Source organism: Frigoribacterium sp. ME-P-080, from assembly GCF_030209595.1.
Lineage (GTDB): Bacteria > Actinomycetota > Actinomycetes > Actinomycetales > Microbacteriaceae > Frigoribacterium.
In genome coordinates this window covers 385,725-405,354 of record NZ_JARVRR010000003.1, presented here as the reverse complement: position 1 = coordinate 405,354, position 19,630 = coordinate 385,725, and the positions used below count along the sequence as shown (strand labels likewise).

General features: G+C 71.3%; 18 protein-coding genes and 1 tRNA gene. 16 read left to right on the top strand and 3 right to left on the bottom strand.

Annotation, left to right across the window (positions count from 1 at the left end):
* Positions 1–23: 23 nt before the first annotated feature.
* From QRN23_RS07050 to QRN23_RS07035, 4 genes are read left to right on the top strand one after another with little or no spacing between them, the layout of a single operon-like run.
* Positions 24–455 (top strand): hypothetical protein, encoded by a 432-nt coding sequence (locus tag QRN23_RS07050; protein WP_277960082.1) that lies wholly within the window; start codon positions 24–26, stop codon positions 453–455.
* A gap of 44 nt (positions 456–499) precedes the next feature.
* Entirely contained in the window at positions 500–1,408 is a 909-nt protein-coding gene (locus tag QRN23_RS07045) for a 1,4-dihydroxy-2-naphthoyl-CoA synthase (RefSeq protein WP_056046577.1), read from the top strand.
* Complete coding sequence (locus QRN23_RS07040) at positions 1,408–2,568, top strand: AMP-binding protein (protein WP_285063023.1); 1,161 nt, start codon at positions 1,408–1,410, stop codon at positions 2,566–2,568. The genes QRN23_RS07045 and QRN23_RS07040 overlap by 1 nt, the downstream gene beginning before the upstream one ends.
* A gap of 28 nt (positions 2,569–2,596) precedes the next feature.
* Positions 2,597–3,553 (top strand): 1,4-dihydroxy-2-naphthoate polyprenyltransferase, encoded by a 957-nt coding sequence (locus tag QRN23_RS07035; protein ID WP_159826068.1) that lies wholly within the window; start codon positions 2,597–2,599, stop codon positions 3,551–3,553.
* Positions 3,554–3,597: 44 nt separating this feature from the next.
* On the opposite strand, the gene QRN23_RS07030 is transcribed toward QRN23_RS07035, so the two are convergent.
* The gene (locus QRN23_RS07030) at positions 3,598–3,885 is read right to left on the bottom strand and encodes a DUF4229 domain-containing protein (RefSeq protein ID WP_056047790.1); all 288 of its coding nucleotides are present in this window, start codon (positions 3,883–3,885) and stop codon (positions 3,598–3,600) included.
* Between the two features lie 177 nt (positions 3,886–4,062).
* Between QRN23_RS07030 and QRN23_RS07025 the strand changes: the two genes are divergently transcribed.
* The 4 genes from QRN23_RS07025 to QRN23_RS07010 all read left to right on the top strand — a co-directional run bounded on the left by QRN23_RS07025 (position 4,063) and on the right by QRN23_RS07010 (position 8,910).
* Positions 4,063–4,422, top strand: coding sequence for a PLD nuclease N-terminal domain-containing protein (locus tag QRN23_RS07025; RefSeq protein WP_056046571.1), 360 nt, complete (start codon positions 4,063–4,065; stop codon positions 4,420–4,422).
* Positions 4,423–6,183: a 2-succinyl-5-enolpyruvyl-6-hydroxy-3-cyclohexene-1-carboxylic-acid synthase gene (gene menD / locus QRN23_RS07020; RefSeq protein ID WP_285063021.1), complete on the top strand. Its 1,761-nt coding sequence runs from the start codon at positions 4,423–4,425 to the stop codon at positions 6,181–6,183.
* A 53-nt stretch (positions 6,184–6,236) separates the two neighbouring features.
* Positions 6,237–7,088, top strand: a complete 852-nt coding sequence (locus QRN23_RS07015; RefSeq protein ID WP_056046567.1) for a PPK2 family polyphosphate kinase — start codon at positions 6,237–6,239, stop codon at positions 7,086–7,088.
* 124 nt (positions 7,089–7,212) lie between these two features.
* Complete coding sequence (locus QRN23_RS07010) at positions 7,213–8,910, top strand: cell wall-binding repeat-containing protein (RefSeq protein ID WP_285063019.1); 1,698 nt, start codon at positions 7,213–7,215, stop codon at positions 8,908–8,910.
* A 7-nt stretch (positions 8,911–8,917) separates the two neighbouring features.
* Here QRN23_RS07010 and QRN23_RS07005 read toward each other — a convergent pair whose 3' ends face one another.
* Positions 8,918–10,327, bottom strand: a complete 1,410-nt coding sequence (locus QRN23_RS07005) for an MFS transporter (protein ID WP_159826074.1) — start codon at positions 10,325–10,327, stop codon at positions 8,918–8,920.
* Positions 10,324–11,556, bottom strand: coding sequence for an isochorismate synthase (locus QRN23_RS07000; protein ID WP_123570527.1), 1,233 nt, complete (start codon positions 11,554–11,556; stop codon positions 10,324–10,326). Before QRN23_RS07000 ends, QRN23_RS07005 begins: the two co-directional genes overlap by 4 nt.
* A 52-nt stretch (positions 11,557–11,608) precedes the next feature.
* Between QRN23_RS07000 and ubiE the strand changes: the two genes are divergently transcribed.
* The 8 genes from ubiE (at position 11,609) to QRN23_RS06960 (ending at position 19,612) form a co-directional block, all read left to right on the top strand.
* Entirely contained in the window at positions 11,609–12,349 is a 741-nt protein-coding gene (gene ubiE / locus QRN23_RS06995) for a bifunctional demethylmenaquinone methyltransferase/2-methoxy-6-polyprenyl-1,4-benzoquinol methylase UbiE (RefSeq protein WP_233568365.1), read from the top strand.
* Positions 12,346–13,485 carry a polyprenyl synthetase family protein gene (locus QRN23_RS06990; protein WP_285063018.1) on the top strand — a complete coding sequence of 380 codons (1,140 nt, stop codon included), beginning with the start codon at positions 12,346–12,348 and terminating at the stop codon, positions 13,483–13,485. The genes ubiE and QRN23_RS06990 overlap by 4 nt, the downstream gene beginning before the upstream one ends.
* A 91-nt stretch (positions 13,486–13,576) precedes the next feature.
* Positions 13,577–14,959 (top strand): FAD-dependent oxidoreductase, encoded by a 1,383-nt coding sequence (locus tag QRN23_RS06985; protein ID WP_123570526.1) that lies wholly within the window; start codon positions 13,577–13,579, stop codon positions 14,957–14,959.
* Positions 14,960–15,064: 105 nt separating this feature from the next.
* Complete coding sequence (locus QRN23_RS06980; RefSeq protein WP_056047782.1) at positions 15,065–15,553, top strand: YajQ family cyclic di-GMP-binding protein; 489 nt, start codon at positions 15,065–15,067, stop codon at positions 15,551–15,553.
* A 33-nt stretch (positions 15,554–15,586) separates the two neighbouring features.
* Complete coding sequence (gene cls, locus QRN23_RS06975; protein ID WP_285063017.1) at positions 15,587–17,053, top strand: cardiolipin synthase; 1,467 nt, start codon at positions 15,587–15,589, stop codon at positions 17,051–17,053.
* Between the two features lie 138 nt (positions 17,054–17,191).
* Positions 17,192–17,273 (top strand) — tRNA-Tyr (locus QRN23_RS06970).
* Positions 17,274–17,351: 78 nt separating this feature from the next.
* Positions 17,352–18,164, top strand: coding sequence for an inositol monophosphatase family protein (locus QRN23_RS06965; RefSeq protein WP_285063016.1), 813 nt, complete (start codon positions 17,352–17,354; stop codon positions 18,162–18,164).
* A gap of 281 nt (positions 18,165–18,445) precedes the next feature.
* Positions 18,446–19,612 carry a M23 family metallopeptidase gene (locus QRN23_RS06960; RefSeq protein ID WP_173151351.1) on the top strand — a complete coding sequence of 389 codons (1,167 nt, stop codon included), beginning with the start codon at positions 18,446–18,448 and terminating at the stop codon, positions 19,610–19,612.
* Positions 19,613–19,630 lie beyond the last annotated feature (18 nt).

The window sequence follows — 19,630 nt, the reverse complement described above, 5'->3', positions numbered from 1 at the left end:
GGACCCCGGTAAGGTCGTGCGTCATGGTCGACCGCGAACCCGAGCCCGTCCGACGACCGGAGCCCTCACCCGACGATCCCTCCGACCCGGGGCGCGGCGGACTCGGTCGCGCCTCGTCCGAGGCCGACGGCCTCCGGGTCTTCGACGGTCCCGGTCACGACGTGGTCGACCCTCCGCGCAGCCGACGCCTCGGCGTCGTCACGTTCGTCCTGGCCGTCGTGCTGCTCGCCCTCGACGGTGTGGCCCTGGGACTCCTGGCCGCGGACGCCGTGAGCCCGGCCGCCGTCCTCGCGTTGGTCACCCTGTTGGCCTCCGTCGTCGTCGGGGTGATCGGTCTGATGGCCGCCGTCCTGCGCCGCGGCCGGTGGTGGGGGGTGGCCGCGGTCGTCCTCAGCTCGCTGTCGAACCCGTTCGTCCTCGTCTGGCTGATCTCGAGGTTCGTCTCGACGGTCTGACCCCGCCAGGCGGCGAGGTCGGACCCCGTCGCTAGGCTGGCGACATGGCTTCCGAGGTGTCCGACCTGTTCGATCCGACCGAGTGGCGGGGGGTCGAGGGGTTCGACGCCCTGACCGACGTCACCTACCACCACAGCCTCGACGGGCGGGTGGCCCGCGTGGCCTTCGACCGCCCCGAGGTGCGCAACGCGTTCCGGCCGCACACGGTCGACGAGCTCTACCGGGTGCTCGACGACGCCCGCATGAACAGCCGCATCGGGGTCGTCCTGCTGACCGGCAACGGTCCCAGCGCGAAGGACGGGGGCTGGGCGTTCTGCAGCGGTGGCGACCAGCGCATCCGCGGTCGTGACGGCTACAAAGCAGAGGGCGACCAGGCGAACGTGCCCGACCCGGCGTCGGCGGGGCGGCTGCACATCCTCGAGGTGCAGCGGCTCATCCGGTTCATGCCCAAGGTCGTCATCGCCGTGGTGCCCGGTTGGGCGGCCGGTGGCGGCCACTCGTTGCACGTCGTCTGCGACCTGACGATCGCCAGTCGCGAACACGGTCGGTTCAAGCAGACGGACGCCGACGTGGGGTCGTTCGACGCGGGCTACGGCAGCGCCTACTTCGCCAAGCAGATCGGGCAGAAGTTCGCTCGCGAGGTGTTCTTCCTGGCAGAGGAGTACAGCGCCGACCGTGCCCACGAGATGGGTGCCGTCAACCGGGTCGTGCCACACGTCGACCTCGAACGCGAGGCGCTCGCCATGGCGCGCACCATCCTGACGAAGTCGCCGACCGCCATCCGCATGCTCAAGTTCGCCTTCAACGCGACCGACGACGGCATCGTCGGTCAGCAGGTCTTCGCGGGCGAGGCGACCCGCCTCGCCTACGGCACCGACGAGGCCGTCGAAGGACGCGACTCGTTCCTCGAGAAGCGTGCTCCCGACTGGTCGCCCTTCCCCTGGCAGTACTGATGACGCGCACCCTGCGGGCGGTCGACGCACGTGAGCCCGGTGCGGTGCTCGACGCCCTCCGGGTCGCGCTCGAGGGGGGTCCCGCGGTGGCGCCCCGGGCGGACGACCGTGTGCCCGCCGACCTCCCGGGACTCGTGCCGCAGGCGGTGTCGCTGGTCGTCGAGACCAGCGGCTCGAGCGGACGCCCGAAGCGCGTGGCCCTGTCCTCCGACGCGGTGCTCGCCGGTGCCGCCGCGGCCGACGGTACCCTGGCCGGGCCCGGGCAGTGGGTGCTCGCCCTGCCGGCGCACTACGTCGCCGGGCTGAACGTGCTCGTCCGCTCGCTCGCCTCGGGCACCGAGCCGGCCCTGCTGACGCCCGGCCACTTCGACGTCGCCGGCTTCGTCGCCGCCGCCGGTCGGCTCGAGCACCCCGTGCGGTACTCGTCGCTCGTCCCCGCGCAGCTCTCGACGGCGCTGGACGCCGCCGACGAGGACGCCGGCGTGGCCGACGTGCTGCGCCGCTTCGACGCCCTCCTGGTGGGCGGGCAGGCGACTCCCGGCCCCCTCGTCGAACGGGCCCGTCGGCTCGGGGTGACCGTCGTGCGCACCTACGGGTCGAGCGAGACCAGTGGCGGGTGCGTGTACGACGGCGTGCCGGTGGGCCGCACCCGCGTCGAGGTCGTCGACGGCCAGGTCGAGCTGAGCGGGCCGTCGCTGGCCGAGGGGTACCTCGACGACCCCGAGCGCACGGCTGCGGCCTTCGTCACGCGCGACGGCCTGCGGTGGTACCGCACGGGCGACGCCGGAACGGTGTCGCCCGGCGGGGTGCTGACCGTGAGCGGCCGGCTCGACGACGTGATCGTCTCGGGTGGCGAGAAGGTGTCGCTCGGCGTCGTCGAGCAGGTCGTGCGCGAGCAGCCGGGGCTCGCCGACGCCGTGGTCGTCCGCGCGGCACACGCCCGGTGGGGCGAGGTGCCCGTCGTGGTCACCGACACCGCGCCTCCTGCGCCGTCGGCCGCCGACGACCTGGCGGCCCTGCGATCCGCGGTGGCCGCCGCCGCCGGTCGAGCCGCGGCACCCGATCGCATCGTCAGGGTCGACGCGGTGCCCGTGCTCGCGAGCGGCAAGCCAGACCGGGTGGCGCTGACCCGCCTGGTCGCCGGCCTCGCGGCAAGCTGATAGCCGGCTGCGAACTAGACTCGACCACGTGGCGAAGACGAAGACCTCGACCCCCAAGCGCAACGGCCGCCCCGGTGGCCGACCGGGCGGGCGGCCCGGCAAGCAGCCGGTCCGTCGCGTGACGGCCGGCGACTGGATCGGCGGTGCCCGCCTGCGCACCCTGCCGCTGGGCATCGCCCCGGTCGCCCTCGGCACCGGCGTCGCCCGGGCGAACGGTGGCTGGGACCTCACCCTGGCGCTTCTCTGCCTCGCCGTCGCGGTGTTCCTGCAGATCGGCGTCAACTACTCGAACGACTACTCGGACGGCATCCGCGGCACCGACGACTTCCGGGTGGGGCCCTCGCGACTGACCGGCTCGGGCAGCGTCCGTCCGAAGACCGTGCTGAAGGTGGCGCTGGCGTTCTTCGCCCTCGCGGCCGTCGCCGGTGTCGTCGTCGTCGTCATCACCCAGATCTGGTGGCTGCTCGCGGTCGGCGCCGCCGCGGTCGTGGCCGCCTGGTTCTACACCGGCGGCAAACGGCCCTACGGCTACAACGCCCTGGGCGAGCTCTTCGTCTTCGTGTTCTTCGGGCTCGTCGCGACCGTGGGCACGACCTTCGTACAGCTGCGCGAGTTCCCGTTCGACGCCTGGGTGGCGGGGGTCGCCGCCGGGCTGTTCGCCTGCGCGGTCCTGATGATCAACAACGTGCGCGACATCCCGCAAGACACCGCCGCCGGCAAGCGCACCCTCGCGGTCGTCGTCGGCGACCCGGTGGCGCGCGCCCTCTACGCGCTGTTCCTGCTGCTGCCGTTCTTCATCCTCGTGTACTTCGCGTTCCTGTACCTGCACGCGCCCTACGTCTACTTCACGCTCATCGTCGCGGTGCCCGCCGCGGTGATCGGCGTCACGGGCAAGACGCCCCGTGAGCTGATCCTCGCCCTGCAGCTGTCGTCGTTGACGGCCCTGGTCTGGGCTCTCGCCTTGTCGGCCGCGCTCTTCTTCTAGGGTCCGGCCCGGGCTCGCGGCCCGGGCTCGCGGCCCGGGGGCGGTCAGGCCTGGCCGTCGATGCGGCGTGCGCGCTCGCCGTCGTCCTCGGCGATGGCCTCGTCCTCGGCGACGGAGTCGTCGTCGAGCTTGGCCGGGCGCGACCGGCGGTCGGCGAGGTCGAGCGCGACCTTCCGGCGCAGCGGCGCGAAGAACAGGTACGAGACGCAGAAGCCGACGACCGCCGCGATCAGCGTGGCCCAGAAGGGGTCGAACCTCAGCACCAGCAGCAGGCCCAGCACGACCGCGAACAGGCCGAGGCGGACGATCGAGTACTTGAGCCAGGGTTTCACGACGAGGAGTCTACGGTCCGTGAGGTGTGCGCCCGCCCCGCGGCGGACGGGCCGTGCGGCCGCGATCCGACGGGCCGAGGAGGCGCGGTGCGGCACCGCCTCGCGCCGTACGTCACAGCTCCGCAACGGCCGACCGACCATCAGGCGTTGCACCGGATCGAGAACTAGGCTCGGTCCATGGTCAGGCTCTTCATCGTGGGCATCGTCGCCGCGGCGGCATTCGTCATCTTCGCGCTCATCGACTGCCTGTTCGCCGACGCCTCACGGTTCCGGGCCCTCAACAAGCCCCTCTGGGCCGTCATCATCGTCCTCCTCCCCGTCATCGGCGCGGTGCTGTGGTTCGTGCTCGGGCGGGCGCGCAAGAGCGGCCGCCCCGCCGCGACGCGCACCATCGCACCCGACGACGACCCCGAGTTCTCGGGGACGTCCTGGCGCACGACGAGCGACCTCGACCGCGAGACGACCGACGAGCGCATCCGTCGCCTCGAGCAAGAGCTGCTCGACCTCGACAACGACGACAAGACCGGCAAGCAGTAAGTGACCAGTCCGTCGACCGAGTACGCCCTGTCGCTGCTCGCGTCCCTCGCCGACGCGGGTGTCCGCGACGTGGTGCTCAGCCCTGGGTCCCGAAGCCAGGCCCTGGCCCTCGCGGCCGCCGAGTTCGAGATCGCCGGTCGGTTGTCGGTCCACGTGCGCATCGACGAGCGTTCGGGCGGATTCCTGGCGTTGGGTCTCGCCGCCGAGACGGGCGTCCCAAGCGTCGTGATCACCACGTCGGGCACCGCCGTGGCGAACCTCCACCCCGCCGTGCTCGAGGCGCACCACTCGGGTGTGCCCATGATCGTCGTGAGCGCCGACCGTCCCTCCGAGATGCGCGGGATCGGCTCGAACCAGACGACGGTGCAACCGGGTCTCTTCGCGAGCGCCGTCGGGTGGGTGCGCGACGTCGAGGCTCCCCGCTCCGGTCCGGTCGACCACGAGGCCGTCCGCACGCTCGCGCGCGAGGCCGTCGCCGAGGCCCTCGGCGGCGACTCCCACGGTGCCCTCGGGCGTTCGCGCGGCCCGGTCCAGCTCAACGTCGCGTTCCGCGAGCCCCTGTCGTCGGGCGAGCAGTCGCTGCCCGCCGCCCACCCCGCGCCGGTCGAGGTCGCGCCGCCCGTGGCACCATCCGCGCTCGAGGTCGACGTCGACCCCGCGACCCTCGTCGTCGCCGGGCACGCCGCCGGCCCCGAGGCCGAGGCCGCTGCCCGGGCACTGGGTGCCCCGCTCGTGGCCGAGGTCTCGAGCGGGGCCCGTTTCGGGCCGCACCTCGTCTCGTCGTACCGTGCCCTGCTCGACGACGCCGACTTCGGCGGCCGCGTCCGTCGGGTGGTGGTCTTCGGGCACCCGACCCTCAGCCGTCAGATCCCCTCGCTGCTCACCCGTGACGGGGTCGAGGTCGTGGTCGTCCGTGCGGCGGGGGCCGAAGCCTACGACCCGGGTCGCTCCGCGCGCGTGGTCGAGGCCGTCGAGGTGGACCGCGCCTCCTCGGGGGTCGGTTCGACCGACGACGCCGCTCATCGCACGTGGGTCGGGCGCTGGGTCCACACGGGTCGTCGCCTGCTCGAGGCCGAGGCCGAGGCCGAGGCCGAGTCCGAGGACGCGGCCGACGGTCCCGGGGCCGACGGGACGGCCGAGGGCTCGGCCGGTCGCACCGAGGCGGCCGAACAGGCCGAGTTCCTGCGTCGCGAGGTGCAGCTGCTGCGGCGGCCGGTGACGCGCCGCGCCCTCGCCGAGGCTCTGTGGCGCGTCAGCTGGCCACACGACCGCCTCGTGTTGGGTGCGTCGAGGCTCATCCGCGAACTCGACCAGATCGTGCCGGGCAAGAAGATCCCCGTGCACGCCAACCGTGGGCTGGCCGGCATCGACGGCACGATCGCCACGGCCACCGGCATCGCCCTCGCCAGCCAGCGTGACGACCCCGCAGCCGGCACCACCCGGGTGCTCGTCGGCGACCTGACCTTGCTGCACGACGTCGGTTCGATGCTCCTCGGCCTCGGCGAGACCAGGCCCCGGTTGCAGGTGGTCGTCGGCAACGACGGCGGCGGCACCATCTTCGACGGGCTCGAGGTCGCGGCCACCGCGTCGCCCGAGGCGATGACCCGTGTGCAGTTCACCCCGCACGAGGTCGACCTCTCGGCACTCGCCGTGGCCTACGGCTGGCAGTACGTCGAGGCGGCCACGCGGGCGGAGCTCGACCAGGCCCTCGTCGCCCGGTACGACGGGCCGGTGCTGATCGAGGTGCCCCTCTCCCGCTGAGCGTCCGCGTCACGGCAGGGCGGATCGGGTCGCTCGGTCGTAGGGTCGAGGGCATGGCCAAGACGTGGACGACCCCGCCCTCCCAGTCCCTCCGAGCCGGTGAGGGCTTCGTGCTCGCCGACGTCGACACCTCGTCCACCCCGGGCTTCGCGGGTGACAAGGCGTATGCACAACAGGCGCTCGAGTCGGGTCGCGAGACCCTGAGCGAGCTCCAGGAGAAGATGTTCGCGCAGAGCCGGAGCGGGGGCAGCACCGGCAACGTGCTGTTGGTCCTGCAGGCGATGGACACCGCCGGCAAGGGCGGCATCGTCCGGCACGTCGTGGGCGCCGTCGACCCCCAGGGCGTCGCGCACCATGCCTTCAAGTCGCCGACGCCCGACGAGCTCGCGCACGACTTCCTGTGGCGGGTGCGGCGCGAGTTGCCCGGCCCCGGCATGATCGGGGTCTTCGACCGCTCGCACTACGAGGACGTGCTGATCGGCAAGGTACGCCGCCTCGCGCCGCCCGAGGACATCGAACAGCGGTACGCCGACATCGTCGAGTTCGAGGACGAGCTCGTCGCGAACGGCACCACGCTGGTCAAGGTGATGCTGCACATCTCGTCCGACGAGCAGAAGGAACGCCTCGCGGACCGACTCGACCGCCCCGACAAGCACTGGAAGTACAACCCGGGTGACCTCGAGGAGCGTCTCGTCTGGAACGACTACCAAGACGCCTACGAGACGGCGATCCGTCGCACGTCGACCGGGACCGCCCCGTGGTTCGTCGTGCCGGCCGATCGCAAGTGGTACGCCCGGGTCGCCGTCCAGAAGCTGCTGATCGACGCCCTCGCGTCGCGCGGGCTCGACTGGCCCGTCGCGCAGTTCGACGTCGAGCTCGAGAAGACGAAGCTCGCGACGTCGTAGCGGGGGACAGTCCGCTCGGGTCGGACGCGTCCGCTCAGGTGCCTCCGGCGATCGCCGGGCGTCGAACGGTACGGTTCGGGGTACGCGTGTTGCTCACGGGTCCCCCGGTCCCTGACAATGCCTCATGCTCGTCATCTCGCCCCTCCGTGGCGGTCCTACCGCGGTGGTCTTCTCCCTCGCTCTCGTCGTCGCCGTCGTCGCGTCCTGGCTCGTCGTCGCCCCGGCCGGCGCCGCCCCGCTCGGCACGACGCCGATCGGGAGCATCACCGGTCGGGTCACGGCCCAGACGGCCGACGGTTCGATGGTGCCGTCGTCCGCCGGTCGGTTGACGGCCGTCTCACCCGGGACCACCCCGGACGAGGTCCCGGTCCCCTCGCTCGAGCGTCGGCCCGACGGGACCTTCGCGTTCACCGGAGTCACGCCGGGCCGGTGGTACGTCACGCTCGAAGCGCCGTATCCCGGTCCGTACCGTTATGGGTCCCCTCGATTCTGGGTGGACGTTCCCGCCGACGGGTCGGCGGCCTCGGTCGGCGATCTCCCGCTCATCCTGTCCCAGCTCCTGTCGGGCCAGGTGTCGGCGGTCGTCGACGGGAGGACGGTGCCGCTGCCGTACGCCCGCGTGACGATCTGGTGGAAGAACCCCACCACCGGTGGTTACAAGGACGAGGGCTCCGAGTCCACGGCGAGCGAGGACGGTCGCTGGGAGTTCCCCCTCCTGCGCCCGGGCACCTATCGCCTGAGCTTCGGAGACGGGTCCTCGCAGTCATCGAGGGTCCACGACGACCTGTACTGGCCGGCGGGTCGGCGGTTCGCCGATGCCGAGGACATCGTCATCGGTCCCGGACAAAAGATCACCGGTCTCGACGTCGTCCTCACCGAACGGACCTTCACGACGACACGAGTGGCCGGGGACGACCGGTTCGGCACCGGAGCAGCGGTCCTGTCGTCGCCCTGGGGCTTTCCTTCCACGAACGGTGCCACGCCTCGGGTCCCCGTCCTCTACGTCGCGAACGGGCTGAACTTCCCGGACGCGCTCAGCGCGGGCCCTGCGGCAGCCCACGAGGGCGGGGCCCTCGCGATGACCGACCGGGATGCCCTCCCCGCAGCCACCGTGGCGGTCATCGAGCGCCTCGCCCCCGAGCGCATCGTGGTCGTGGGTGGGCCGGCCGCGGTCTCCGCCCAGGTCTACGAGCAGCTGGCCTCGTGGCAACCGGCGATCACGAGGCTCGGTGGAGCGGACCGCTACGAGACCTCGCGCCTGGTGGCGCGTCACTCGTTCCTCGGCTCGTCGACCGGCGAGAGGATCTACCTCGCCACGGGTGAGGCGTTCCCGGATGCCCTGGCCGCAGGTCCTGCCGCTCATCGGGACGACGCCCCGGTCGTCCTCGTCCGAGGTGCTCAGTCGGCCGCCGACGCTCCGACGAGGGCCCTGATGGTCGAGCTGGGCAGGGCCCGGGCCATCCTCGTCGGCGGGACGGCGAGCATCTCCCGGGCGTACGAAGCCAGTCTCGTCGAGCAGGAGCCCTTTCTCGTCACCGAGCGTCGCGCCGGAGTCGATCGCTACGAGACGGCCGCCGCACTCGTCGGTGGTGACTCCGAGACGATCTTCGTGGCGAGCGGACGGGGATTCGCCGATGCGCTGGTCGCGGGTGCGGTCGCCGCCCGCGAAGGTGCCTCGCTCGTCCTGAGCGAGCGAGACTGTGTCCCGCCGGCGACGGAGCGAGCCGTGCTCGACGCCCGCGTCTTCGAGGTCGTCCTCGTCGGGGGACCGGCGGTGCTGGGGGCCGCCAACGAGGTCCCGCTGGCCGTCTGCGGTCGCTGACCGGACGTCAGGAGGCGCGGCTCCGCAACGCGTCGCCGGTCCCCTTGGGCAGCCGCAGCCCCTCGATCAGGCTGAGCAGGGCCAGCACGGCCAGCACGATCAACGCGGCCTGGTACCCGGACGCCGCGGGTGCCGGGCCGTCGGTCGAGATCGCGAGGTCGGCCACGCGGACGGCCAGCGCCGTCGCGGCGACGCCGAGCCCCACGGCGAGTTGGCTCGTGATGGACGCGATGGCGTTGGCGGGCCCGATCATCTCGGCCGGGACGTCGGCGAACTGCAGCGTGTTGTAGGCCGTGAAGCCGACGGACCGGAAGACGCCGCTGAGCAGCAGCACCCCCGCCACGACGACCGGCGAGGTGTCGGGGCCGACCAGCGCGGCCCCGACGAAGGTCGCCGCGAGGGCCACCGTCGCGACGACGATGATCGGCACCACGCGGAAGCGCTTCAGCAGCGGCGTCGTGAACGGTTTGACGGCCAGGTTGCCGACGAACACCCACATGAGCATGAGTCCCGCCTCGACCGGCGACCAGCCGAAACCGTCCTGCAGCAGCAGCGGGACGACGAAGGGGATGCCGTTCACGACGGCCCGGTAGAGCGATCCGCTGAGGTTCGTCACGCGGAACGACCCGATGCGGAAGGCCGTGAGGTCGAGCAACGGGTGCGCCGCACGACGGAACCACCGCACGGCCACGAGGCCGAGCACCACCGCCAGGACGGCCAGCAGCACGCCCGGCACGAGCGTCGTGGGCTCGCCGAGCAGCTCGAACGCCAGCACCAGTGCCACGATCGATCCCGCCACGAGCACCAGACCGACCAGGTCGAGAGGCTGACGGTCACCGACCTCGGGGGAGGGGACGACCCTCCAGGCGACCGCGAGCAGCGCGAGGCCGACCGGGACGTTGACCAGGAACACCCACTGCCAGCCGAGGTGCTCGGTGAGCAGTCCTCCGAGCAGCGGCGCGACGACCGGAGCCACGAGCGCGGGCCAGGTGAGGTAGGCGATCGCCCGGATCAGCTCGGACTTCTCGGTGCTGCGGAGGACGATCAGTCGGCCGATCGGCACCATCATGCTGCCCGCGAAGCCCTGCACGACCCGGGAGGTCGTGAGGGCGACCAGGTCGGTGCTCGCGGCACAGGCGACCGAGGCGAGGACGAAGAGCACGACGGCCGCGAGGAACACGCGGCGGGCGCCCCAGCGTTCGGCGAGCCAGGCGCCCAGCGGGATGAACGCCGCCACGGCGACGAGGTAGCCGGTCACGGCGAGTCCGAGCTGCGCGGGCTGGACGCCGAAGTCGGTCGCGATCGTGGCGGTCGCCGTCGACAGGATGGTGGCGTCGAGGTTCTCCATGAAGAACGCGGCCGCCACGACGAGGGCGACCGGACGCGACCACGTCGTCGCGGGGGCGGGCGCGGTCATCGGCTGAAGGCGTCGACCACGGGGCGGAACTTCATTGCCGTCTCGGCCACCTCCCTCTCGGGCACGGACTCGGCGACGACGCCGGCCCCCGCGAACGCCCGCACCGAGCCGTCCCGGTCGACCTGGGCACACCGGAGGGCGATGGCCCACTCGCCGTCGCCGTCGGCACCGACCCAGCCGACGGGCCCCGCGTAGCGACCACGGTCGAACGGTTCGAGTTCTCGGATCAGGGCCAGCGCCTCCTGCGTCGGGGTGCCGGCGACGGCCGCCGTCGGGTGCAGCGAGGCGATGAGGTCGAGCGAGCTCGACCCGTCGGTCAGGCGGCCCCGCACGTCGCTGGCCAGGTGCCAGAGGTTGGGGAGGCGCAGGGTGAAGGGCTGTTCGCCCGTCACGACGTCCCGGGCGTGCGGTCCGAGCGACAGCAACAGGCTGCGCAGGGCGAAGGCGTGTTCGTCGAGGTCCTTCGGAGACGTCGCCAGGGCGAGGGCGGCCTGCTCGTCGGTGGCCGCGTCGACGCCACGGGCCGCGCTTCCGGCGAGGACCCGGGCCGACACCTCGCCCCGTTCGGACTTGACGAGCGTCTCGGGGCTGGCCCCGATCAGTCCGTCGACGGCGAAGGCGTAGCAGTCGGGGTACGCGGTGAGCAGGGTGGCGGCGACGAGGCGCAGGTCGGCCTCGGGGGGCAACGTGCCCACGAGGTCGCGTGCGAGCACGACCTTGCTGACCCGACCGGCGCCGATGGCGTCGACGGCCCGGGCCACGGCCGTCGCGTAGCCGCCGGCGTCGAGGGCGCCGTCGGCCAGCGAGAGGCGGACGGAGGCGCCGACCGGCTTCCCCGCGGGCAGCTCGGCGTCGTCCACCCTCGTGATCCAGGCGACCCCGTCGCGCCGTCCGATGACGATGCTCGGGACGATCAGCACGCTCGTCTCGGCGGACTCGTCGTCGAACGCGAACGAGCCGAACGCGACCAACCCGGTACCGGGCACGCCGACCTCGTCGTGCACCGTGGCGGCGGCCGCCACGGCACGCCAGGCGTCGGCGGCCTCGGTCATGCGGTCGGGCCCGGAGAACTCGAGACGGAGGGCCTCGCCGACGCCCGCCATGCCCGCCCCGCCGCGGACGAAGACCAGCGGACGCGCCCGGTCGACGACGTCGAGCAACGGGCTGACGTGGTCGATTCGCGTGGTGCGGACGGCGAGTGACGGAGCGCGGGACGCGGGGGACTTCACTCGTCGACCCTACTCGGGACACCCCCAGTGCTTGACGGTAGGATCCACCATCGTGACCAAGGCCGACATGAACAAGCAACCCGACGAGGTCGCCTCGATGTTCGACGGCGTCGCGCGCCATTACGACCGCACGAACGACGTGCTCTCGGCGGGCAACGCCGTCCTGTGGCGCATCGCCACCGTGAAGGCGATCGGTGCCGGTCCGGCCGACAAGGTCCTCGACATCGCAGCCGGCACGGGCACCAGCTCGGCGGCCATAGCGCAGCGGGGTGCCGAGGTCGTCGCCCTCGACTTCTCGAAGGGCATGGTCGAGGTCGGCCGCGAACGCCACCCCGAGCTCGAGTTCGTCGAGGGCAACGCCGAGTCGCTGCCCTTCGACGACGACACGTTCGACGCCGTCACCATCTCGTTCGGGCTGCGCAACGTGAACCGGCCCAAGGTCGCGCTGGCCGAGATGAACCGCGTGCTCAAGCCCGGTGGCCGCCTCGTCGTCTGCGAGTTCTCCACTCCGCCGTTCGGTCTCCTGCGCGCCGCCTACCGGGCCTACCTCAAGTACGGCATGCCCCTCGTCGCCAAGGTCACCAGCAGCAACGGCCCGGCCTACTCGTACCTGGCCGAGTCCATCGAGCAGTGGCCGGAGCAGCAGGTCCTCAGCCAGTGGATCCGCGGCGCCGGGTTCACCCGCGTCGCCCACCGCGACCTCAGCTTCGGCATCGTCGCCCTGCACCGGGGTCGCAAGCCGGCGTCGGGCGCCGCGCGCTCCTCCTCGCGGTCGAAGCGGGCCACGTCGTGAACGCCGGCGCCCCTCCTGCGCAGCGCAACTCGCTGGGTCGTTCGCTCGGCCTCGGCGAGAAGCTGTTCGCCACGCCGACCGAGCGTCGTTTCGTGGCCGCGGTCGACGACGGGCTCGAGCTCGTCGAAGAGGGGTTGCTGCGCGAGATCGCCTTCGCCGACGACATCGCCGACGCCACGACGCGCTACCTCCTCGCGGCCGGCGGCAAGCGCGTCCGGCCGACGCTGACGCTGCTCATCGCCCAGCTGGGCGACGGCGCGACCCCCGGGATCGTCGCCTCGGCGCAGGCCACCGAGATCACCCACCTCGCCTCGCTCTACCACGACGACGTCATGGACGAGGCGCAGATGCGTCGCGGCGTCCCCAGTGCCCAGACGGTGTGGGGCAACAACGTCGCGATCCTCGCCGGCGACCTGCTGTTCGCCCGGGCCAGCACCATCGTGTCGGGGCTCGGCCAAGAGGCCATCCTGCTCCAGGCCGAGACCTTCGAACGGCTCTGCCTCGGTCAGCTCCACGAGACGGTCGGCCCACGAGAAGGCGACGACCCGATCGCCCACTACATCGACGTGCTCGCCGACAAGACGGGGTCGCTCATCTCGACCGCCGCTCGCGCCGGCGTCATGTTCAGCGGGGCACCGCGTGAGTACCTCGCCCCCGTCGCCGAGTTCGGTGAGAAGATCGGCATCGCCTTCCAGCTGATCGACGACGTCATCGACCTGTCCGACCAGCCCGCGGAGACCGGCAAGAAGGCCGGCACCGACCTGCGGGCCGGCGTCGTCACGCTCCCGGTGCTGTACCTGCGGCAGGTGGCGCAGGCCGACCTCGAGGCGTCGTCGCTGTTGTCCGAGATCGACCGCATCGTCGACGCCACGCGTGCCGCGGCCCACGGGTCGAGCGGTGAACCGAACCTCGAGGGCGGCACGTCGGCGTCGCTCGCCGACGCGACGGCCCACCTCGACGACGAGTTCGCCGACCTGGTCCGACGCGTCCGTCAGCACGAGGTCACCGAACGCACCCGGGTCGAGGCTCACCGGTGGGCCCGCGAGGCCCTCGACGCCCTGTCCCCGCTGCCCGACGGGCCCGTGAAGAAGGCGCTCACCCGCTTCGCCGATCGCGTGGTCGAGCGGTCCGCCTGACCGGCGCCGCGCCTCCTCGTCCGCCTCGTCCTCGAGCACCATCGTCCAACCGGCCGGCCCCGCCGAGCCACCCCAGATCTAGGGAGAACCCGTGACCACCTTGCGACTGGCCATCGTCGGCGCCGGACCGGCCGGCATCTACGCCGCCGACATCCTCGCGAAGGCCGAGAAGGCCTTCGACGTCTCGATCGACCTCTTCGAGCAGCTGCCGGCCCCCTACGGTCTCGTGCGCTACGGCGTCGCCCCCGACCACCCCCGCATCAAGGGCATCGTCAACGCGCTGCGCGACGTGCTCGACAGCGGCGACATCAGGGTCTTCGGCAACGTCCGCTACGGCGTCGACATCGGGCTCGACGACCTGCGCAAGCACTACAACGCCGTCATCTTCTCGACCGGTGCCATCAAGGACGCCGACCTCGACATCCCCGGCATCGACCTCGAGGGCAGCTACGGCGCGGCCGACTTCGTCAGCTGGTTCGACGGTCACCCCGACTTCCCCCGCACCTGGCCGCTCGACGCGACGTCGGTCGCCGTCGTCGGCGTCGGCAACGTCGCCCTCGACGTGTCCCGCATCCTGGCCAAGCACGCCGACGACCTGCTGCCCACCGAGATCCCCGACAACGTCTACGCGGGCCTCAAGCAGTCCTCGATCACCGACGTGCACGTCTTCGGACGCCGGGGCCCGGCGCAGGTCAAGTTCACGCCGCTCGAGCTGCGCGAGCTGGGCGAGGTGCGTGACGTCGACATGATCGTCTACGACGAGGACTTCGACCACGACGAGGCGTCCAAGACGGCCATCGCCACCAACAAGCAGGTGTTCGTCATCGACAAGGTGCTGAACCAGTGGCGCCAGCGCGAGGTCGGGACGGCGTCGCGTCGCCTGCACCTGCACTTCTACGCCAAGCCCGTCGAGGTCGTCGGCGACGCCGACGGTCGCGTCGCGGCCTTCCGGTACGAGCGCACCCGGCCCGACGGGCAGGGCGGCGTCGAGGGCACGGGCGAGCTCCGCGACGTGCCGATCCAGGCCATCTACCGCGCGGTCGGCTACTTCGGCTCCCCGCTCGACGGCATCCCGTTCGACGAGCGTCGTGGCGTGATCCCGAACCACGAGGGCCAGGTGATGGACGACGACAACCAGATCGTCCCCGGCGTCTACGCCACCGGCTGGATCAAGCGCGGCCCCGTCGGCCTCATCGGGCACACCAAGAGCGACGCGATGGAGACCGTCAAGCACCTCATCAACGACCAGGCCAGCTGGTGGCAGCCGGTCGACCCGTCCGACGAGGCCATCCCGGCCCTGCTCGAGCAGCGCGGCGTCGAGTACACCGACCTCGAGGGCTGGCACCGTCTCGACGGGCACGAGATCGCCCTCGGCGGGGCCCACGAGCACGAGCGTGCCCGGGTCAAGGTCGTGGAGCGTGACGAGATGGTGCGCGTCTCGCGCGCCGTCGAGACGGAGTCGACGCCCGCCTGACGTCCTCGGTCGCCCGTAGCGCGCCTCCTCGGCTCCCCTCGACGGCGGAACCGAGGAGGCGCGCGGTCGTCACCGACCTCGCCGGTCGTCGGTATGGTGGTCCCCATGGCAGACAGTTCCTTCGACGTGGTCAGCAAGGTCGACAAGATGGAGGCCGACAACGCCCTCCACCAGGCGCAGAAAGAGATCGAGCAGCGCTACGACTTCAAGGGTGTCGGTGCCTCGGTCGACTGGAGCGGCGAGAAGCTGCTGCTCAAGGCCGCCACCGAAGAACGCGTCAAGGCCGTGCTCGACGTGCTCGAGTCGAAGTTCATCAAGCGCAGCATCAGCCTCAAGCACCTCGACGTCGGCGAGCCCTTCGCCAGCGGCAAGGAGTACCGCATCGAGGCGTCCCTCAAGCAGGGCATCGAGCAGGACGCGGCGAAGAAGATCGGCAAGATCATCCGCGACGAGGGCCCGAAGAGCGTGAAGAGCCAGATCCAGGGCGACGAACTGCGCGTGCAGTCCAAGAGCCGTGACGATCTGCAGGCGACCATGGCGCTGTTGAAGAAGGCCGACCTCGACGTCGACCTGCAGTTCGTCAACTTCCGCTAGTCACCCGCGGCTCACGACTCCGAGGTCCCGTCCATGGTCGAACCCGCCTGGGTGGCGCCGACGATCGCCGTTCTCGGCATCGTGCTCGACATCGCCATCCGGGTGTTCGCGATCGTCTACGTCCCGATCAACAGGCGGCCCCAGACGGCCACCGCGTGGTTGCTCGCGATCTTCCTGATCCCGTACGTCGGGTTCGTCCTCTTCTTGTTGATCGGCAGCACCAAGCTGCCCGCGCGTCGTCGTGAGAAGCAGACCGAGATCAACAAGTACATCATCGAGACGACCGAGGGCATGGAGCGCGTCAAGCGCGACCACCCGTGGCCGGCCTGGCTCGACTCGGTGGTCGAACTCAACCGCACGCTCGGTGCGATGCCGCTCGTCGGCGGCAACACCGGTGAGATGCACACCGACTACGACGAATCCATGGCCGCGATGGTCGAGGCCGTCGACGGGGCCCACCGCTACGTCCACGCCGAGTTCTACATCACGAGCCTCGACCGCACGACCGAGCCGTTCTTCCTGGCCCTCGAGAAGGCCCGTCGACGGGGCGTCACGGTCCGTCTGCTCATGGACCACATCGCCAGCCGCGGGTACCCGGGGTACCGCAAGGCCCGACGCCGGTTGGACGCGATGGGCGTGGAGTGGCAGCTCATGCTGCCCGTGCTGCCGCTGCGGGGCAAGTACCAGCGGCCCGATCTGCGCAACCACCGCAAGCTCCTCGTCATCGACGGCCGGGTGGCCTTCACGGGCTCGCAGAACATGGTCGACAAGAGCTACCAGAAACGCAAGAACAAGCGCCGCGGCCTCGAGTGGAAGGACTTCATGGTCCGCTTCGAGGGCCCCATCGTCGCCGGCATCAACGCGCTGTTCGTCACCGACTGGTACAGCGAGACCGACGAGTTGCTGCTCCGCGAGACCGACCCCGTGCACACGGCCGACCGGCTCGAGACGATCGACTGTCAGGTGGTGCCGAGCGGGCCGGGCTTCGACGGCGAGAACAACCTGCGGTTGTTCAACTCGCTGCTCTACAGCGCGCAGGAGCGCATCATCATCACCAGCCCCTACTTCGTGCCCGACGAGTCGATGCTCTACGCCGTGACGACCGCGGCCCAGCGCGGGCTCGAGGTGCAGCTCTTCGTCAGCGAGATTGGCGACCAGCCGGTGGTCTACCACGCGCAGCGTTCCTACTACGAGGCACTGCTGCGGTCGGGGGTCCGCATCTTCCTGTACCGCTCGCCGACCGTCCTGCACGCCAAGCACTTCTCGATCGACGACGAGGTCGCGGTCATCGGCTCCAGCAACATGGACATGCGGTCGTTCAGCCTCAACCTCGAGATCTCGGTCATGGTGCGAGGACGCGAGTTCGTCGAACGGCTGCGCGAGGTCGAGCAGACCTACCGCGCCTCGAGCAGCGAACTGTTCCTCGACGACTGGCTCGTGCGGCCCTTCCGCTCGAAGGTCCTCGACAACGTCGCCCGCCTCACCTCCGCCGTCCAGTAGTCCACCTGTCCACGCGGTCCATCGCGGGCCCGCGGCCCGCGCGGCGCGGCCCTGAGGGCGAGTGGTCGTGAGGGGGCTCCCGAGGCTGTATATTTGTCTGGCGCCTCCGGTCGGTGATCACACGGGCTGGGCGTGCATGGCAAGTTACCCAAGCGGCCAAAGGGATCTGACTGTAAATCAGCCGGCGTAGCCTTCGGGGGTTCGAATCCCTCACTTGCCACGGTTGCCCCTCAAGAACGGACTCGCTCGTCGAGTCCGTTCTTGCGTTACCGGGCCACCCACCCCCACAGGAGGACCCGTGTCCGTCACCCCGACCCCCGCCGAGCTGCTCGAGATCGCCGTCGCCGTCGCGGGTGAGGCCGCCGAGCTCGCGGCCCTCCGCCGCTCCGAGGGGGTCGTGGTCGCCGACACCAAGAGCAGCGCCGTCGACGTCGTGACGCACACCGACCGAGAGGTCGAGACGTACGTCCGAGGCCGTCTGGCCGAGCTGCGACCCGGGGACGGCTTCTTCGGAGAAGAGGGCGAACCCGACGACTCCACCACCGGTCTCACCTGGGTCGTGGACCCCATCGACGGGACCGTCAACTTCCTCTACGGCATCCCGCAGTGGGCCGTGAGCATCGCCGTCGTCGAGGGCGGTCCCGACCCGCTCACCTGGCGCACCCTCGCCGCGGCGGTCGTCAACCCGACGTCGGGCGAGGCCTTCACCGCGTCGGTCGGCGGCGGCGCGTGGCTGGACGGTCGTCGCCTCGAGGTGAACGCTCCGGCTTCCCTCGAGTCGTCCCTGCTGGCCACCGGGTTCTCGTACGACGCCGCACGTCGGGTCGAGCACGCGGAGGCGCTGGTCCGGGTGGTGGGGCGCGTTCGCGACCTGAGGCGCCTGGGGGCGGCCTCGCTCGACCTCTGCGCCGTCGCCGCAGGACGGGTCGACGCCTATGTCGAGCGAGGACTCAAACCGTGGGACCACGCGGCGGGCGCGCTCGTGGCCGCCGAAGCAGGCGCCGTCGTCCGCGGGGAGCTCGGGCAGGCGCCCAGCGAGTCGCTGACCTTCGTCGCGGCCCCTGCCATCGCCCAGGACCTCGCCGCCCTGGTCGTCGAGGCAGGGATCTGACCTGAGCATCCTCGCTGCGAGATATGAACATGCAGCGTTCGAGTTGTCATATCGTAGGTCAACGATACATATCGACATCGACACCCGAATGCGGGTAGCCATTCGTTCATCGACCGGCTACCCTGGAGAGGTCGTTATTGATCCGTGATCATCGCGTGACGCACTCCGCCAGGGCTCCTTCTGAAGGTCCTGCGCAGCTCGCGCCATGATCACCAGTGGCGGCCGTGAAGACGACGGTGCACCCACCGTCCGATCCCGATCACCCCGAGGACCCATCACACGTGACGAAGTACCAGCAGATCGCCGAGCCCGACGGCGACGGAACCCCGTCGCGTCGCGCCACCGACGACCTCACGGGCACCGGTTCGCCGAGTGTCGCTCCGACCGTCCCCGTCGTGGCCGACGCCCCCGTCTACCTCACCCGTCGCGAAGCGCGTGAGGCCGAACGCCGCGCGGCCCGGCCCGTGACCGCGACGGCCTCCGCCGCCACCACGACCTCCGCCACCACGACGGCTGCCGCCGCTACGAGCACTGCGGCCCGCGTGGTCGCCGAGCCCGCCGCCGAGGCCCGGCCCGCGACTGGCCCGTCCGCGGCGACCGAGCACGTCTCGCCGCGACGAGCCGCTCGTCTCGGTGCGGACTCCGGCACCCGTCCCGCAGCTGCCGGACGCACAGCGAAGGCTCGCGCACAGCGCCCCGCGGCTCGCCTCGAGGCGCCCGTCCGCGCGCCCCGCACCGCCGGGGCGACCTTCCGACGCACCACCAAGCGCGTCACGGTCGTCGGAGCCATGCTCTTCGCCGCGTCCATGCTCGTGGCTACCTCGGTACCCGCCAACGCCTTCTTCGTCGACACCCCCACGCAGACGGCCGCCAAGAAGGCCGCCGACTCCCAGAGCTACACGGCGACCGCACCCTCGGCCGACGGCACGGCCGGCGTCTCGCGCGACGGTTACTCGGTCACCGAGATGAAGGCCGTCTCCGAGTACGCCTCGACGAGCGCCAGCACGTTCTCCAACGACGTCGACGGCACGGTCCAGTGGCCGTTCCAGACGGGCGTGCCGATCAGCAGCGGCTTCGGCGCCCGGCAGGTCGCCAACTGCGGCTTCTGCTCGACGTTCCACCAGGGCCTCGACTTCGTCCCCGGTGCCGGCTCGCCGATCCAGGCGATAGCCGACGGCGTCGTCAGCAAGGTCGACGGCCCCTCCGGTGCCCTGGGCAACAACGTCTGGATCGACCACGTCGTCAACGGCCAGAAGGTCACCAGCGTCTACGCGCACATGCAGACCGGTTCGGTCGAGGTCCGCGAGGGCGACACCGTCACGGTCGGCACCATCATCGGCAAGGTCGGCAGCACGGGCAACAGCACCGGGGCGCACCTGCACTTCGAGATCGTGATCGGCGGCGTGCCCGTCGACCCGTATCCCTGGCTCCAGGCCAACACGAACTGAGGCGTGGTCCCGCGTCCG